12 protein-coding genes are annotated in these 17,089 nt (G+C 66.3%); 7 read left to right on the forward strand and 5 right to left on the reverse strand.

What is annotated here, in order from left to right:
- Positions 1-80 precede the first annotated feature (80 nt).
- From ACH35V_RS23460 to ACH35V_RS23470, 3 genes are read left to right on the forward strand one after another with little or no spacing between them, the layout of a single operon-like run.
- Entirely contained in the window at positions 81-2,078 is a 1,998-nt protein-coding gene (locus tag ACH35V_RS23460) for a hypothetical protein (RefSeq protein WP_395975107.1), read from the forward strand.
- Complete coding sequence (locus tag ACH35V_RS23465) at positions 2,062-2,517, forward strand: hypothetical protein (protein ID WP_395975108.1); 456 nt, start codon at positions 2,062-2,064, stop codon at positions 2,515-2,517. Before ACH35V_RS23460 ends, ACH35V_RS23465 begins: the two co-directional genes overlap by 17 nt.
- The gene (locus ACH35V_RS23470) at positions 2,514-3,023 is read left to right on the forward strand and encodes a hypothetical protein (protein ID WP_395975109.1); all 510 of its coding nucleotides are present in this window, start codon (positions 2,514-2,516) and stop codon (positions 3,021-3,023) included. The genes ACH35V_RS23465 and ACH35V_RS23470 overlap by 4 nt, the downstream gene beginning before the upstream one ends.
- A 285-nt stretch (positions 3,024-3,308) precedes the next feature.
- On the opposite strand, the gene ACH35V_RS23475 is transcribed toward ACH35V_RS23470, so the two are convergent.
- The 3 genes from ACH35V_RS23475 to ACH35V_RS23485 all read right to left on the reverse strand — a co-directional run bounded on the left by ACH35V_RS23475 (position 3,309) and on the right by ACH35V_RS23485 (position 4,686).
- Positions 3,309-3,563 (reverse strand): hypothetical protein, encoded by a 255-nt coding sequence (locus ACH35V_RS23475; RefSeq protein ID WP_395975110.1) that lies wholly within the window; start codon positions 3,561-3,563, stop codon positions 3,309-3,311.
- A gap of 122 nt (positions 3,564-3,685) precedes the next feature.
- Positions 3,686-3,874: a DUF397 domain-containing protein gene (locus tag ACH35V_RS23480; protein WP_395975111.1), complete on the reverse strand. Its 189-nt coding sequence runs from the start codon at positions 3,872-3,874 to the stop codon at positions 3,686-3,688.
- Positions 3,871-4,686 carry a helix-turn-helix transcriptional regulator gene (locus ACH35V_RS23485; protein WP_395975112.1) on the reverse strand — a complete coding sequence of 272 codons (816 nt, stop codon included), beginning with the start codon at positions 4,684-4,686 and terminating at the stop codon, positions 3,871-3,873. Before ACH35V_RS23485 ends, ACH35V_RS23480 begins: the two co-directional genes overlap by 4 nt.
- A 99-nt stretch (positions 4,687-4,785) precedes the next feature.
- On the opposite strand from ACH35V_RS23485, the gene ACH35V_RS23490 reads away from it, so the two are divergent.
- The gene (locus ACH35V_RS23490; protein ID WP_395975113.1) at positions 4,786-5,214 is read left to right on the forward strand and encodes an ATP-binding protein; all 429 of its coding nucleotides are present in this window, start codon (positions 4,786-4,788) and stop codon (positions 5,212-5,214) included.
- A 96-nt stretch (positions 5,215-5,310) separates the two neighbouring features.
- Here the strand turns inward: ACH35V_RS23490 and ACH35V_RS23495 are convergent, their stop codons facing one another.
- A complete protein-coding gene (locus tag ACH35V_RS23495; protein WP_395975114.1) occupies positions 5,311-9,345 on the reverse strand; it encodes an Eco57I restriction-modification methylase domain-containing protein in 4,035 nt (1,344 codons plus the stop codon).
- Position 9,346: 1 nt separating this feature from the next.
- On the reverse strand, positions 9,347-12,445 hold the full coding sequence (drmD, locus tag ACH35V_RS23500; protein WP_395975115.1) for a DISARM system SNF2-like helicase DrmD: 3,099 nt from the start codon (positions 12,443-12,445) through the stop codon (positions 9,347-9,349).
- A gap of 252 nt (positions 12,446-12,697) precedes the next feature.
- Here drmD and ACH35V_RS23505 point away from each other — a divergent pair, with 252 nt between their 5' ends.
- The 3 genes from ACH35V_RS23505 to ACH35V_RS23515 are packed head-to-tail and all read left to right on the forward strand — an operon-like array spanning position 12,698 to position 17,088.
- Complete coding sequence (locus tag ACH35V_RS23505; protein WP_395975116.1) at positions 12,698-16,360, forward strand: helicase HerA domain-containing protein; 3,663 nt, start codon at positions 12,698-12,700, stop codon at positions 16,358-16,360.
- Between the two features lie 6 nt (positions 16,361-16,366).
- Positions 16,367-16,798 (forward strand): hypothetical protein, encoded by a 432-nt coding sequence (locus ACH35V_RS23510; RefSeq protein ID WP_395975117.1) that lies wholly within the window; start codon positions 16,367-16,369, stop codon positions 16,796-16,798.
- 11 nt (positions 16,799-16,809) lie between these two features.
- Positions 16,810-17,088, forward strand: a complete 279-nt coding sequence (locus tag ACH35V_RS23515; RefSeq protein ID WP_395975118.1) for a hypothetical protein — start codon at positions 16,810-16,812, stop codon at positions 17,086-17,088.
- The last annotated feature ends 1 nt before the right edge of the window (position 17,089 follow it).

Here is a 17,089-nt window from a genome sequence, read left to right on the forward strand (position 1 = left end):
CAATTCTCGGGCACGCACGGTTTCATTGTCGGGCGGCGTTTCCGGGCGTTGGCCCCGCGCGTTCCGGGTGGCGTCCGCCCATGGCCGGGCCGGTCGTCGAGGAACCGGTCCGGTGCCGTCCGGCGGAAGGGCTGATGGTGGGCGTCGACCACACCAGCGGGACCGACACCAAGACAGAGGCCGCCGACCAGCCGCAAGCGTCCGACAGCGCCCCTCAGCCGCCACCGGACCGGCCGGGCTCGCCGGGACAGCCGTCGCGGCAGGAGAGCAGGGCCACCGCCCGCGCACCCGCCGAGTCCGGCAGCGGGGGTGAGCAGCGGGACGGCAAGCCCTTCGCGGACGAGACCCGCACCGAGACCACCGACACCGGCGAGCCCGGCACTGCGGAGACGGGGACCGGAGCCGCCTCGGAGGGCACGGACCGGCGGGACGAGCCCAACGCGGCGGAGCCCGGACGCGACGAGCCGCGGCCCGGTGAATCCGGCGAGCCCGGCGAGTCCGGCGCGGAGAAGACAGGCGGCCCGGTCGCGGCGGAGAGGCCCGGCGTGGAGGGCGGTCGTGCCTCCGACGACGATCCCGCCACGGTCGGCCGTCCGCGAGCCGAATCGTGGGCCGGCGCGATCGAGCCGCAGCAGGAGCTGAGCGCGAGCCGGGAGACGTCCGAGACCGGAAACCCCGAGCAGCCCGGCACGCAGGATCGGCCGGCAGTCGGCGGCCAGGCGGATGACCGGCGGGCCGGAGAAGCCTTGGCGGACGCCGGGGCCGGTGACGACCGTGAACCGGTCGCGGGGAGTTCCGCCGCTGAGACATCCGATGCGCAGGCCGGGGACGTGGGGGGACCGGGCAGGCCGGGAGCCGAGCAGGTGACCGAGCCCGCGGAGCCGCCCGAGGCGGGACGGGGCCCCCGAGCGGAATCGTGGGCGCGTGCGATGGAGCCGCAGAAGGCGGCGGACACGGAGACGTCCGACACCGACGCCCCCGCACCGGCGACGACCGGCACCGGAGCAGGGGACGCGCCCGGCCCGCAGCACCGGGCGGACGAGCGCGCCGAGACCAGTCCCAACGTGAACGAGAACGGCGAGCCGGTCGCGACACAGCCCGCCGACCGCGTCCCGGACAGCGACGCGAACGCGCCCGACCGCCCGGAGGAGCACGACGCCCAGACCGGCGGACGCGACGCGCCCGGCCAGGAACCCCGCGCCGGAAACGACGGCGGGACGGACACCGCCGAGCCCCTCCTCGCCGACCGCGAGCCCGGTATCGAGGACGACAGCGACCCGGGCCCCGGCAGCGGCGAAACAGAGGAGAAGGCCGCCGAGACCGGCGAACCGGCCACCGAACCGCGGCCCAGGTCCGAGGCGCCGGGCGAGCCCGGCCGCGACCCCGCCGAGCGGACGGACGACCGGCCCGGCGATGCACCCGGCAGCGGAGAGCCCGCCGCACCCGACGCCGAGGACACCCCGAACACCAGCCGCGAGACTGACGACACCGGACGGCAGCCCGCCGACCACGACGATCCCCAGCCGTCCCCCGAAGACACGGAAAGGCCGGACGAAATCGCGGACGGCACCGGCGACGGCAACGACGACCGTGGTAGGAACGCTGAGAACCAGCCCGCGTCCCCGGCACCCGAGGAGTCCGAGACCGACCCATTCGCCGGACTCCCGACCCGCGCCGACCTCGACCCCGCCACCGCCGGAGAACTCACCCGCGAACGCGGCGAACCCCTCACCCCGGTCAACGAGAACCAGGACCTCCGAGAACCCGACCCCGAAGATGATTCGGATTGGAACAGGTTCCTGCGATCGACCAGGAATGACAACGTAGAGGAAGCAGTCAAGACCATCAATGATGTCGGCATTAAGGCGCAAAAGGTTCTCGGAGACAGGCCGCCGACAGGGCATCCCGGTGTCGTTCATGACAGGAATCCTCAGATTATTGACACGCAACATACTGCAAACTATGGAGACGCGGCCACCGCTATCATCGGTGTTGCGATCGTTGTTGCTGAGCTCGGGCGTCGCGCTCACAACGGAATACAGCGAATGAGAGGAAACCAACATGGCGATCACCGATGACCAGGTGGCGGCCCTGCGCGCTCAGCTCGAAGGCCGCTACGACGAGCACCGCCAGATATTGCAACGACTGGACCGGGCTGAGGACAACGTTGCGTACAATGCGCTGGTCTCTGCAGCCTTTTTCGAAGCCTCCAGGGACCGCTTCCTCAGAGATGGGGTGGCCGCCGAGGACGCCGAGGTCATCGAGTTCATCGCCTACACGCGCGAGCGAGTTCCGGACGTGGCCGACGACATCGATCCAGACATTGCTGAACGACTCATACTGTTCGTCATCGGCAAGCTGCCGCTCGATGCGAACGACGACATCAAGGGCAACGTCGCGCTGGCGACGAAAGTGCTTCTGCTCGCTGCGCTGATCCACGACGCCAACCCGAGCCAAGCCGAATTCGAAGCCTTCATGGCCAAGGTAAGGAGAATGGCGGAGAAAGCAGTTCAGTGACCGACTACACGGACGTTGAGCTGCATGACGAGCACATCGCGGCGTTGCGATCACTGCTGAAGTTTGATCTCGCCGCCGCAGAAGTGTATGAGAACGAGACGGAAGATGCGGCCGCTATCGGCTACACGTTGATGGTCTACTCGGCATTCGCCGTGGCCGTGCACCGAAAGTTCGCACCGACATACTCAATGGCGCAGATACTCCGGTATGTGGCCGACCTGCGGATCTCCCTCGGAGATAATGCGTCACAGGTCAATCCCCGTGTGGCCGAATGCATGATCCGCGCTGCCCTCGGCGACGAGACCCTCGATGATCACGAACCTTATGGCGCCGACATGCAAGCCATGATGGATGTTGAGATGACCGTGTTGCTCGATCTAGCCGACAAGGCGCGATTCAATCAAGCAGGGTTGGACAAATTCCTGCGGGACTCAGCGGACTACGCCAGGCGATGGCTGACGGTTCAGCAGGCCCGGCAGGTGGGAGAGCAGGCGTCGGCGGAGTGAGTCGGGTTCTCCGGTCTGGTGGGCGGAGTTGGTGGGCTGGAGGGTTGGGATAGCGGGTGGACCGGGGGGCGCGGGCTGGGTGGTGGCGGTGGCTGGTGAGCTGGCGCGGTCTGGTTGCGGGGGGACGGGAATTGACGCATGCGGGCATGGGAGCGGAGCCGCGAGTGGTGGACGCGTCCAAGGGACATGAGGTCGAGGCGCGGTGGTGCGGCGGCGTACAGCGGATGGGTGCGTGCGGCGGCGCTCTAGGGCTTGGTGAGGGACGCAGGGTGTCCCAGGGCATGGTCACGGGGCCTGGTTGAACTCGGCCTTGCGGCGCGCCTGGTAGGCGGGCCAGTCGGCCCTGGCGTCGATGACGTCGGCGACGGACAGTTTGATCACGGCGCAGAACCCGCTGGAGCAAGCACGTGGCGCGGTCGCGTCGATCAACGAGATGCCCTGGATCTCATCGCCGTCGTTGAACGTGCAGAGGACAGGATGGAAGGAGCAGTCCTCATAGATGTCGCCGGGCCGGATCTCTCCCGGCTGGTCCTGGGTCATCCGGCCAGTGTGCTGGCCGGGCCATGCGGACCGGTAGCGAGTATTGGGTGAGTCTCCTGCGCCTCGTGGACGTGCGCGCGGGGCGCAGGAGATGCGATGGGACCGGGGGAAGGGGAGGACGGTCAGTGGGCAGGGTCCTGCTTGATCTGCTCCAGCAGGCCGGCGAACTGGGCAACGGTCAGGGCGAGGTGGCCCCCGTCCGGGTCCTTCGAGTCCCGCACTCCGATGCTCGACGCAAGTCGTCCCAGCTCAACGCAGTGCTCATCGTTGACGCCGCTGCTGTGAGTGCTCTTCCGCCATTGGACGTTCATGGGTACTTCTCCAAGTACTGATCGACGAGGGCGCGCGAGGCATGTTCGGGGAGGGCCTTCGCGCTGATGCGATCAAACATAGACCGCAACTCCCTCACCTCGCCCGGCCCCTCGATCAGCCGCCCGCCGTACTGGGCACCCGCGTACGCAATGTCTCGGTCTCCAAGGCTGATGATCTGGAAGGGCCCGTCATAGCCCTCGTGAGCACCCGCTGAAGGTTGGATGAAACGGATGATGACATTCGGAAGATCCATCATCTCCCGAAGATGGGCGAGCTGCGCTTTCATCACTGCCGGGCCACCAACGCAGGCAGAGAGCACTTCCTCATCCAAGACGACGTAGAAGAACGGCGGCTCGTCCCGGTCAAGCAGAACCTTCTGACGACCGAGGCGCTTCGCCACGATGTCGTCCAAGTCTCTGGATGTCCCCGCCTCCGCGAGGGCACGCATGTACTCCTCGGTTTGGAACGGTCTGGGAATCGTCTTGCCGTGGTAGAGCTTGATCGCGTCCGCTTGCTCCTCGTACCGGACGAGCTGGCGTCCCCAATCGGGGTCGTGGGCATTTCGGGCATACCAATGCATAAGCTGCAGAAGATTACCAGTGCCGTATTTCCGGTCCAGCTTCACGAGCTGGTCCTCCTGCGGCCGCTGCCTGCCCGCCTCGATATTCGAAACAGTCGATCGCGCGACACCAATGATCTTTCCGCACTGAGTTAGCGAAAGATCTTGCTTCTCGCGAAGAAACCGCAGGTAGAAGGCCAGAAGATGCCACAGGGAGATCTTGGGATCGAGGGGGTCCCGGACGATGGGCATCGGCACTCCTGTTTGGTCTATTGTTCCTAACAAGTAAACCCTAGAACGCTGCGGTGATCCTTGTCACAGGAAATCGGAATCTCAGGCAAGGACGGAACGATGGTGATGATGGCGACGGGGGAAATGATCGTTCCCCTAATGGGAACACCGGCCTCTGTAGGGCTCGCAAGGACACTCGCGGCCTCGCGGCTGCGCAATTGGGACTATTCCCACATTCTCGACGACGCGCTTCTTATCATCTCGGAGCTCGTCACCAACGCGGCGCGGCAGACGCCGAACCAGGAGATCCGCGTCCAGGTCAGCCGAGACGCGGACGGCCTCATCATCGCCGTCTGGGACTGCGACCCCGAGTACCCCCGCCCCAAGCCGCGCACCACGCTCACCCTCGAAGACCTCGACATCTCAGAGGATGCGTTCGATGACAACGGGGGCCGGGGTCTGCACATCGTCCGGGCCGTGTCCGTCCGATGCGGCGCCACCCGTGACCCGGGCGGAGGCAAATGGGTCTGGGCCCGAATGCGCCCGTAACGGGCTCAACGCCACAGCCCACCGCATACCGAGTTGCGGCGTGCCGCCGTCACGAGGAGGGGACCTGACGGCATCACGCCGCAACTCATGCGTCACTCAAAAGAGACCGTCTTGCTCGGACGCCCGAGCCCGACCACCCTTCTTCCCCTTCTTGTCATGCAGCCCGGCAGCAACCTCAGCCGCATACCGCTCGTGATTCAACTCCAGCAGCCGATCCACGAGTTCCCGCTGCACGGCCGGACCAACGGTGTACCGCGTCTCACGTCCAACCGGGTGATGCCCGTGATCGAGCTGCGGGATCAGATCGTCCCACCCATAGGCCCGACACACCGCCTCATCAATCGCCCGGTGGATCGCCCGCAACTCAACGATGTCCGCATCGCGGCACTCCGGGTCATTCACCATGTTGTACGTCTTCGTAAGCCCCGCCTGCCGCGCCAACATGCCATCCCGCCGGAAGCCGTCCAACCGCTCCCCCAACGCCCGCATCACGGACGTCATCCCCGGCAACGGCAAGGTCTCGAATACATCCGAGGGCGTGTAACGCAGGTCGGCCTTCATCGACGACGCTCGCGAGACAGCCCACCAGTAATGAGGGGCGCTACTCAGAAAAGCGAGCATTGCTGTGTCATCCGTCGCAAATACACCGAGCATGTGCGAGAAAACCTGCCCGGTGGGCAGCATTACCGGCATAACCGTCTTACTCACCAGTGCGATAACTACAACTCTCGAAAGTGGTGCAATCGCCACGTACAGCCCTGGCCTGCGGCGCCAGAATTGCCACCACGGGGCCCGCCTGACCGCCTCACTCTTCTTACTCCTATCCGGCTTGACCAAGCGGACAACCTGCTCAAAGGGAAGAGTATATCTTTCAGATTCCGCCTGACTCCAGTCTCGAAAATTGATAACCCATCGGCTGGCAGAGCCGTCCGGTCGACTGTTGAGATCTTGGCCGTTAAGGTATGGGAATAGGACATCAGAATTACTTGCTCTACTCTCTACCATTCCTTGCGCAACAGCCGGCTCGAGCGTAAAACCCGGGCCACCAATATCGGTGCCTTGAAAGGAAATTCCCGAGTTCTCTGCCAACTTGTGCGCTTTACCAGTAACGCGCGACTCAGGTAGGAGCGATGAAGTAATTCCGGCAACTTGAAGTCCGTCTGCTATTCGATGAGCACTTCCTGAGAGCGCCGACAGACTGATCCAGACTGCACAGTACTCCAACATTGCGCCCTTTGAAGGCCATGGCTCACTCTTGATCGCCTGACGAATATAGGCGCCATTTGACAGAAGCTGATCCAATCCAACTTCACGCGTGTCGCCCTGCGCAAGGCTATTTGTTGCCACGAGTCCAGATTGACCCAAGGAATTTAGCAGCACGTGGCTCCGAAGAACGAAGTACGCAACTAGGTCTGTGTTTGTCCCTCGCACATTACTAGCAACGTGCACGCTGAGAAATTCACGATAAGAATAGCCGAAAGCGGGGCGCATTTTTGGGCCACCAAGAAATGGAGGGTTGCCGATGATGGCGTCGAAGCCGCCCTTTTCGAAGACCTCGGGGAAAGCCAGGGGCCAGTGGATGGGCTCGCGGGGGAAGGCTCCGTCCGGCAAGTCCGTGCGTAGCCACATGGCTAGTTGGTCGCGGGCGGTGAGGTCGGCGGTCTCGTCGCCGGATATGACCTTGAGGGCTTCAGTGACTGCTTGCTTGGAGCCGGTGTCCAGGCCGGTCGCTCCCCTGCTGGCGTAGGCCAGGGCCGCGCCGGTGGTGAGGTCGGCGAGGAGGCGGGCGCGGGCGGTGGCCTGCTCGACTTCGGTGAGGATGGCGCGCTTGGTGGCCAGCTTGTCCAGGTCGGTGCCTTCGATCTCGACCAGTTGGCGGCGCTTGTCGGCGACGCGTCCGACCAGCTCGCGGACGCCGGTGGTCAGGTCGAAGAGGGCGCCTTCGTCTTCATGCAGTTTCCGGCCGCGCGTGGCGTCCATGTGCATGACTTCGAGTTGGTCCAAGGACGTGATGCCGAGGAGGGAGTCGCCGGTGATGAGGCGGTCGTCCAGGAAGGTGAAGGGCTTGTGCGGGTCCATGGAGACTAGCCAGAGGGACAGTTTGGCCATTTCCACGGCCATCTCGTTGATGTCCGCGCCGTAGAGGCAATGCTCGATGATGTGGCGGCGGGCGTTGATGGTCACCGGGTCGGTTTCGGCGTCGGAGGCCTGGTCGGTGGGGGTGACCTTGTAGTCCTTGGCGCGGTCGTCGCCTTCGCGGATCCAGGCGTTCACGAGGTGGTCGGCGAGGTAGCGGCAGGCTGCCACGAGGAACGCCGCCGAGCCCATGGCGATGTCCGCGACCTTCAGTGACAGGATTTCGTCGGAGGTTTTGGGTTTCCACTCGTTCTTGTCCGCGGTCTGGAGTGGGCCGGGTGAGTAGACGAGCGGCTCCAAGGCCCCTTCGACGACCTGGGTGGCAAGGAACTTGGGCGTGTAGTGGGTGCCGGTGTTCTTCCGCAGGGACGATTCGGTGACGTACAGGGCGTCCGTCAAAATCACTACGGGGAGGTCGCGGAGGTCCGTGCGGATGAGGTTGAAGAACGGCAGGAGTCGTTCGGCGAGCGGGTAGTCGCCTCGGGTGACGGCGAGGAGTTTGCGGCGGGCCTCCTGCTTTTCGGCGTCCGGGAGGGGCGCGAGTCTTTTCTCCAGCGCCTTGGCGGAGCCGATGCGGGAGTCCTTGTATTCGGTGGCGAACTTCGCGGCCAGGGACGGGACGTCCGGGCAGGACGCGGCGAATTCCTCAAGGGTGCTGAGGGCGACCTCTTCTTCGAGTCCGGCCTTGCCGACCAGGCCGACGAAGGTCTCCGTGGCGTAGAAGCCCTCGAAGGAGAGGAGGCCCTCGTAGACGTATCCGATCTGTTCCACGTCCAGGTCGCGGAAGGAGAGTTTGCGGGCCTCCTTGTTCTTCCCGGTGCCGATCTCGACGTACTGGACGGCCTTGAGCATGTGCAGGACGGTCCGGTCGTCGATGGTGCGCGGGAGCCACGCGTACGTCTCCGGGTTGAAGATGGACCCGTCGTGGGCGTGCATCGGCATGTCGGGATGGTCGACCCCGAAATACACGGCGTTGAACAGTGCCAGGAGGCGGTGCCAGCCGGTGTAGGTGTGCTCCAGGTCCTCTTCGCTGCCGAGGAGGGCGCGCTGCTGGAGTTCCTCGCCGAGGAGTCCGGCGGAATAGGCCGTCCGGTAAAGCTCCTTGTCGGACGGGAGGAGTTTCTTCTCCTCCGCGAACAGCAGGAACACGACGCGCATCATGACGGCGACGGCGCCGCGGTAGACGTCGTGAGCGGAGACGTCGCCGATGCCGCGCCCGCCCTGGGCGACGTCGGCGGTGTGGGCGCGTCCGATGGCGGCGACCAGCAGTTCCACGGCCTGGCGGACCTGGACGCCGAGGGCCTCGGTGATGTCCTCCTGGTTGTCCTTGCTCTGGTCCAGGAGGTGGACGAGGGTCTCGTCGTCGGGGACGGCGAAGAAGCGGGCCCTATTGAGAATGGACACGAAGGCGCGGACGACGTCGCGTTCGGCGGCCTCGTGCCAGTTGACCGCGTCGAACACGGCAGTGGTGGTGACGCCGCCGCGCGGGGCCCAGATGAGCGTCCACCAGCGTCCGTCGGTGGCGAGGCCGAGCTGGACGTCGTGGTGGCGGCAGAGCTGGGCGAGACGGTCGGCGGGGGTGGCGGCCCAGCCGGAGTCCCTGATCCGCTGGGTGGGGCGGTCGTCGCTGATCAGGCCGAGAAGCCGGACGTTCTTCGCGTCCGTCCCGGGGGTCGTGCCAGGTTCCAGGAGCGCGAACGTGGGGGCGACCGTGGTGTCGTGCTCGGGGACGTCCATGACCAGGGCGTCCAGGCCGGTGACGTGCAGGAGGTCGTCCCAGCCGAGGAGTTCGGTCAGGACGTGGTCGATCCAGGGGCGTCCGGGCAGCGCGGCGTGTTCCTGGCGGAGACGTTCGCGGGTGCCCTTGTCGATCGCGTCGAGGGTGGGCCAGACGCGGCGGAGGACGGGCACGCTGAGGAACGGCCCGGAAATGTCGATCAGGCTGAGCCAGTCGGCGTGGTTGAAGTCGTCCTTGTGACGGGGGAACCGGGCCATGTCAGCTAGCCTCCCGCTTCGGGACGACGAACACGACCGCGACGGGGAAGGAATGCGGTTCGGGGCTCGCATAGCGGGCCTCGATCTGCTGGAGTTCGAGGTCTCGCTCGTCCGAGAGGCGTTGCAGGCGGTCCTCCCAGGATCTGCGGTCGTTCTGGTATTGGCGGATCTCCTCGCGGCTGCGGGTCTCGATCTCGGCGAACATGGCGCCCTGCTCGTCGCCCTTGTCGAGCTGGCGGCGGAGCGTGTCGCGGAACTGCTCGATATTGTCGGTGATGCGGCGGGACTCGGCCTCGCTGCGCTGCACGAGCTGGCGTTTCAGGGATTCGTGGCGGGTGTCCGTCCGCCATTTGATGGCGCCTTCGAGGCCGGGGCGCAGCGACTCGAACCGGTCGGCGACGCGGGCCTGGATGCGCGGGGTCGCGGCGGCGCCGGTGGCGAGGGCGCGGTCGAGGAGGTCGCCGAGGCGCCGGACGCTCTCCCAGCGGCGGAACCGTCCGCCCTCGGGGGCCCAGCCGCCGGCGTGCAGGACCTCCTCGTGCAGGCGGACGCCGTCCGCGCCGACGAGGACGAACCGGGAGAACGCGGCGACCAGCGTCGTCTCCAGCTCGGGATCATCGCTGACCACGGCGGCTACGCGGTTCAGGTCGATGCGGTCGTTGGACACGGCGGCGCGCAGCAGCCGCGTCGACATCGCGACGAGCGGGTGCCCGAGGTGGGTGAGGACGACGTCGTCGCGGTGTTTGGCGATGTTCTGGTCGAAGGTGACGGGAAGCTGGCGGGGCGGCTGCCCGTCCTGCGGCAGCTTCTCCAGGAGCCCGGCCGACGCGCGCTCCCACGAGCCGGTCAGGACGGGCACCTCGTAGACGCCGGGGTCGGGGTCGGCGGCCTTCTTCAGCGGCTGCTGGCGGGCGAGCGCGAGGGCGGTGTCGACGACGCGTTTCACGCCGGACGGGGTGATGCGCAGCTCGCGGACCGTCTCGTCCAGCTTGTCGCGGAGCTTGCGGACCTGGTCGCCGACGTCGGACTCGGACGGGACGCGTTCCTTCTTCGCGGCCCTGGCGGTCTCGGCGTCCACGTCGATGCGCTCGCCGAGGAGGCGGCGCTGGACGGCGTCGGCGAGGACGGCGTTGACGGAGCCGAGGTCCTCCCGCATCTGCGCGACCTTCTTCGCGACGCGGGACAGGAACTCCAGGTCGGCCTCATAGGAGTCGACGGCCTTGTCCCAGCCGGTGCCGACGAAATGGCGGATCTCGGGGGTGTGCCGTTGGCCGTAGCGGTCGACGCGGCCGATGCGCTGTTCCAGCTTGTTCGGGTTGAAGGGGATGTCGTAGTTGACGAGCCGGTGGCAGTGGTTCTGCAGGTCGATGCCTTCGCTGGCGGCGTCGGTGGCGAGCAGGATCCGGACGGGATGCTCGTGCGGAGCCTTCTGGAACGCCAGCCGCAGCTTCTCGCGGTCGTCGGCGTTCATCGAGCCGTCGAGTTCCGCGACGCGGACGCCGCCCAGCCCGTGCGTGCGGAGGAGGTCGCGGAGCCAGTTCTTGGTGTCGCGGTACTCGGTGAAGACGATGACGCGCTCGTTCGTCCAGTCACGGTCGGGGCGGCAGACGGACGTCAGGTACTCGATGAGCTTGGCGGCCTTCGCGTCGGGCTGCGCCTCGTGCGCCGCCGCCCAGTCGTGCATCCGCTGGAGGAGGGTCAGCTCGTCGTCGCGCGACTCAACGAGCGGGGCGGTGAGGGTGAGCGCGTCGGACTCGGCCTCGTCCAGCGACTCGTCGTCGAGGGTGGCGGTGTCGTCGAAGAAGTCCTCCAGCCATTCGTCCTCGGGCGGGAGGACGCGGCGCGTCTTGGACCTGAGGGTCTCCATGTAGGCGGCGACGGTGTGCGCGAACGCGGCCGGGGACGAGAACAGGCGCTTCTTCAGCAGCAGCGTGACGAGGTCGGCGGCCCTGCGTCCCCTCCTGGTCTGGTTGAGGCGGTGGCGGCGGGCCTGCGCGAACTCCTGGAGGAGTTTGTGGATCTCGCGTTCGTCGTCCGGATACGCCACCGGGATCTCGCGGGCGTCGCGTTCCTTGAAGCGCGGGCTGCCGCCGTCAATGATCTGGCGCTTGAGGCGGCGGACGACGGTGTCCTTGACGGCGGAGTCCTCGGGCGCGACGCCGCGGGCGAAACGCTGGTCGTCCAGGATTTCGAGGAGCGCGGTGAAGCTGGCCTGGTAGCCGTTGTGCGGGGTCGCGGAGAGAAAAAGGCGGTGCGTGAAATGCTGCGCGAGCCTTCGGATCAGTTTTGTCTGTTGCGAGTCGACGGCGTAGATCTGCTTGGGCGCGGCGGGGGCGACGTGATGCGCCTCGTCCAGGATGAGCAGGTCGAACGTGCGGGGATAGGTGGGGCCGTCGGCGGGGACGACCTCGTCCAGCAGCCGCTGCGCCTTCGGGCCGCGCAGCCACGGCAGCGACACGATCGCGAGCGGATACACCTCGAACGGGTTCGCGGCACTGCCGTGCGTGCGGCGGACGTCCGCGCATCGCTCGGAGTCGATGACGGTGAACTCCAGGCCGAACTTCTCCGCCATCTCGTCGCGCCATTTCACCGTCAGGCCCGCCGGGCAGACGATGAGGATCTTGCGTCCGCGCTGGCGGAGGAGGAGTTCCTGCGCGACCAGGCCCGCCTCGATCGTCTTGCCCAGGCCGACGTCGTCGGCGAGGAGCAGGTTGACGCGGGGTGCGTCGAGCGCGCGGGCGACGGGTTCGAGCTGGTAGTCCTCGATGGCGACGCCGGAGCGGAACGGGGCCTGGAGCGTCCTGACGTCGGCGGACGCGACGGCGCCCCAGCGGACGGCGTCCAGGAACGCGGCGAGCCGTTCCGGTGAGTCGAACCTGCCCTGACCCACCTCGGGGAGGGAGCCGGACGGGAGGGTGCGCCGGCCCGGCTCGACCTCCCAGATGACGGAGAGCGTCTCGCCGTACCGTCCGTCCTCGACGGACTGGAGGGTGACGAGGGCGCTCGCCCTCGTGTCGTCGACGGCGCTCACGACCCACCGCTGGCCGCGCACCTGGACAAGGGCACCCGGGGCGGGACGCTCATCGGTCACTGTCGACACCAGATCTCCTCATTGCGGGGACGGCTGCTCACTCTTGGTAGCACAGCGGTGGAGGTCCTGTGCGCGCAGTCCCGGAACGGCTCGACAATTTCGTCGGCCTAATGCGGACTCTGACATGGCCGCTTACGGACAGTCTCCACCCGGCGACAGATGAACCTGCCATTTTGGGCAAACTCGATAGGGAGGCCGCTCTACTCGGCCCGCATCCGGGACCGGGTGGTCTGGTGGCCACATTGATCTAGAGAAGGCATCGTGCTCCACCTGGCGTCCGTTCAAATCGACTTCATCCCCGGCTCGACCATTACCGGGCTCGGGACATGGGGCCCGCCGGAACCGCTCGCCTGGGGCGGGGAGGTACCGAGCCGGGAAACGACCCTGTCGCATCTCGGCCTCAAGATGCCTTCCTTCAAACAGCTCCGCGGCAAGGTCGAAGACGAGCTGATGGAGTACCAAAAGGGACGGCTGGAGCAGATCCTTTCCTTTGTCGAGAAGAATGCCGTCGACCTCTGCGTCTTCCCCGAGTACGCGTTCCTCGTCAACGAGGCGACGTTGAACATCTTCGCCGGGTTCGCTCCGAAGATCACAATCGTCGCCGGCCTGGGCATGATCCGGCGCAATGAAGTCGAGCTGCTGGCAAAGTACACCGGGGACAGTGTCGCGCCGAACTCCAACATAGCGGTCGTCTTCAGCGGTGGAGACTGCCACGTCGTCGCGAAACAGCATCCAGCCGAGGACGAGGTCATCACGGCCGGGAGCGGAATCCGCTGCGTGCCGGTGACCTGCGGCGGCCGGGAACTCAATCTGGGTGTGGCGATATGCAAGGACTACCTGGCGGCCGGTCACAACCTCGGTGACATCGACCCCGCTCCCGATATCCTGGCGATACCCGCCCTTACGGGCAACACCGCGGCCTTCCAGCCGGAGGCGCCTCGCGACTTCCCCCGCATCTTCGCCAACCACGCGCGCCACGGCGGCTCCACGATCTTCGCGGCCGGACTCAACAATGACCGCTTCGTCGAGCGCCGGGTGCTCCGGCCGCTGCCCGCGGAGGCCGAGGGAATCACCGCGGTGGAGTGGCACGGCCCGCCGCACAAGGTCGGCCAACTGCGCGGCAAAAAGAACTGCGTCACCATACGGAGTGCGATGATCGCACGGGATGACGGGCCGGCGGTGGCCGACATCGTCCGGACGTTCCAAGGCCTTGCGCGGAGCACGACCGCGAATCCGGAAACGCTCAACAAATTTCCGCGCTGGCTCGCGCACCTCGACAGCAATCCACGATTCGCGCTCATCGCCGACGCCCTCCGGTACTACCAGGAGTCGGACACCGACGACCTCGTGACACCGGAAGAGGCGGAGCAGCTCTCCACCCATTTCGTCTCCCAGCAGACGGTGTCCCTGCACGGTCATTGGCAGCGGACGCTGCGGCAGGTGTCCCGGAAGATCGATACCGAGATCGGCAAGAACTCCCAGAGCAGTTCTCACAGCAAGAACAACTACAACCTGCTGCTAGGCGCCGCAGGCGCCTATGCGACGGCCCGGACCGACAACGCGGCCGAATCCGCAGGGCCGGAAGGAGAGGGCCAGGGCCTGGAACTGAGGCGGCATTTCTCGCTCGGCCTCGGGACCTTCCAGTCCAACTCCGCACTGGCGACTCTCTCCGACCAGCAAGATCTCCTCCTGATGTTCGCCAGGTCAGCACCGGAAGGGTCGCGTATCACCTTCCGGCTGGAGACTCGGCAGGATCCCGCGACCGGCAATGTGTCGCCTCGCTTCTACATCGATTTCTACGGCCCCTCCGACGACAAGAGCGTGGACTATTTCACCTCCGTGGAGCGCATAGCGCGTTCGGTCTACCTCCGTGGCTGGTCGACCTACACCTCACGCGATCCCGTGGTCACCGGACACACCGTCGACATCGTGCCGGGAGAAGGGGTGTTCCCCAGAGTCCGGGAAGACCTCGGATTCCTTGTGGACGTGCTCCGGGCGACCGGCGGCGGATGCGCCCTGGAGATCAGCGGGCTCCGGCAGGACGGCAGCCTGGAAAAGCAACCGGCGACGGCAGCAGCGGCGGCGGCGGTCCAGCAGATGTCGATCGCGACCGCCGTCCTGAATGACGATCAGGCCGAGCCGACCGTATGGTTCGCGTCGCAGCCGGTCTCGGCCGTCGGCCTTGGAATCCACATCCGTCTCACGACACCGGAGCCCAACGAAGCCCTCGCCAACCTGGTCGGCGCCGCCGTATTCAGCGGTGAGCAGTTCGAGACGATAGACCGCACGGCAGGCCCGGAAACGCTGGACGCGCCCGTCGTCCCCGTGGAGGTCGCGCACCGCATCCTGCACCCCCCGCACGGATACATCGAGGGCCGCGGACTCGGATCACGCCGGCCGCTGTCCATTCCCGTCACCGGATTCTCCGTCGTGGGCGAAGGCGCCGTCATCGGAACCGCCAAGGCGGCCAGACCTTACGTCGACGACGAGATCGAGATCCGGATTCCGGATGCCGACAGGCTGCTGCACACCTATGTCATCGGCCGCACCGGCGTGGGTAAGACCAATACTTTGAAGAATCTGGCCAGGCATGACCTGAGCCGTCCAGGACCGGCCGTCATCATCGACCCGCACGGCGACCTGTTCGACTACGCGGTGCGTCACGCCACCTCCCGGAGATCGTTCCTGGCCCTCGACTTCGCCGGCGAGGACGTGCCGAGCCTCAACCCGATCTATCTCGATGCCGCCGACGAGGCGGGCGTCAACGCCAACATCGAGCAGCTCATCGAACTGGTCGTCAACAGCATGTACTTCGAATGGGCGGGGCCGCGCTTCACGGACCTGCTCCGGCTCTGCCTCCAGACGCTCGTCGCCATCGCGGACGAGGAGGCCGGGCGATGGGCCTATCTCGGGGACGTCGTCCGGCTGATCGAAGACAAGAGGCACCGGGCGGCGACACTGCGGCGGCTGCGGCAGCTGAAGCGCGACGACCTCCTGGGACGGTGGAGCCTGCACTCGCGCATGCGCGATACCGAGCAGGCGGAAGTCGAACAATGGTTCATCTCCAAGTTCGGTGACTTCCGCGTGTCCGAGGCACTGGTCAAGGCGACCAGCGGGAAGCCGAGCGCGAACCTGGAAGCCGCACTGCGCGAAGGCGCGGCCGTCCTGGTGAAGATTCCACGGACCGCGCTCGGTACGGGCCCCAGCCGCTTCATCGGCTCGCTCATCGTCGACCGGGTACTGCGCTACACCATGGACGGGGCGTTCCTCGCCAGCGAGACGCCCGCCAGCCTGATCGTCGATGAGTTCCAGAACTTCATCGGCACGTCGTTCGCGACGCTCATCCCGGAGGCCCGCAAGTTCAACCTGGGCATCACCGTCGCCAACCAGACCATCAGCCAGCTGCACAACTTCTCCAAGCATGAGGGGTCGTACAGCGACGACATCTCTCACACGCTTCTCGGCAATGTCGGAAACCTCATCGTCCAGGGAGTCGGCAAGCGGGACGCCGAACAGCTCTCAAGCGATGTCGGAATCCCCGCCGAGGGCCTCACCCGGATCCAGAAACACGGGGCCGCCGTGGTGCTCACGGTCGACGGTGAACGGCTTGAGCCGTTCACGGTCAAACTGGGCGACTCCAACGAACGTCCCGGAGTCGTCGCGGGCACCGTCGCCGCGGCGCAGGCGCAGGAGGCGCTGCGGAAGGCCAAGGCGGCCGTCTCCATTCCGTCGATAAGCCGCGTGACCGGCGCCGAGGAGGGCGCCGAATCCGACGACGAGAACGGCGACTCCCGAGATGAGACCATTCCGCCGGCCAAGAACACTCCGTCTCTCGATGAATGGCTGGACAAACGGCGCAAGGCGAAGGACCCGAAAGCAGAGGACGAAAACAGCGACGACGATGACGATGACGAGCAGGAGTGACCGAGAATGTGGATCACACCGGTCATCTCGGGAATCGGCGCACTCCTGTCGCTCGTGACCGTCATCTTCGTCGCCCGGCTGAACTCCAGCAGCGAGCATCGCCGATGGCTGCGCGAGGAGCGGGTGCGCGCCGCGGTCGATCTGAAACTGGCCGTGTCGAAGCTGCGCGTCGCCCATTCACGGCCCGACCCCGGCGACGACCGGCCGGAGGTGAACCCCGGTCGGCTGTTCGACTTCGCAGAGATCAACGCGGCGATGGGACGGATGGATCTCATCGGATGTCCACAGACGGTGACGAACGTCCAAGTGCTGAGAGACAGGCTTCGGGAATTCGTTCAGGCCAGCGTGAACGGCGACGAGGCATGGCGGCACAAAAGAACAAACCTGGACAACACCGTCAATGACATAATCCAGCTTGTCAGGAAGGACGTGCTGTGAACCTGCCCCCCATGCCAGAGCGTCCGTCCAACCGGCAGGAACCCGCTCTGGAGCTGGAAGAAGAGCACGACATGGCCTGGATCGTCGAACTGGAGTCCTGGCATGAGGAGCGGCTCCCGAAACTCGTCCGGGAGCTCTCCCGGTACGAGGGCGCCAAGGGCGAGACCGCCGATCCGGGAGGCGGATCGACCTCGCGGTCGGTCGCGCCCCGCCCCCGGACGCAGCCGATGGCGATCGAAGGCGAGGTGGCGGTCCCGGGCATCCTGCCAATGATCGGAACCATTGAATGAC

This window comes from Actinomadura sp. 1N219 (genome assembly GCF_044326405.1).
Taxonomy (GTDB): Bacteria; Actinomycetota; Actinomycetes; order Streptosporangiales; family Streptosporangiaceae; genus Spirillospora.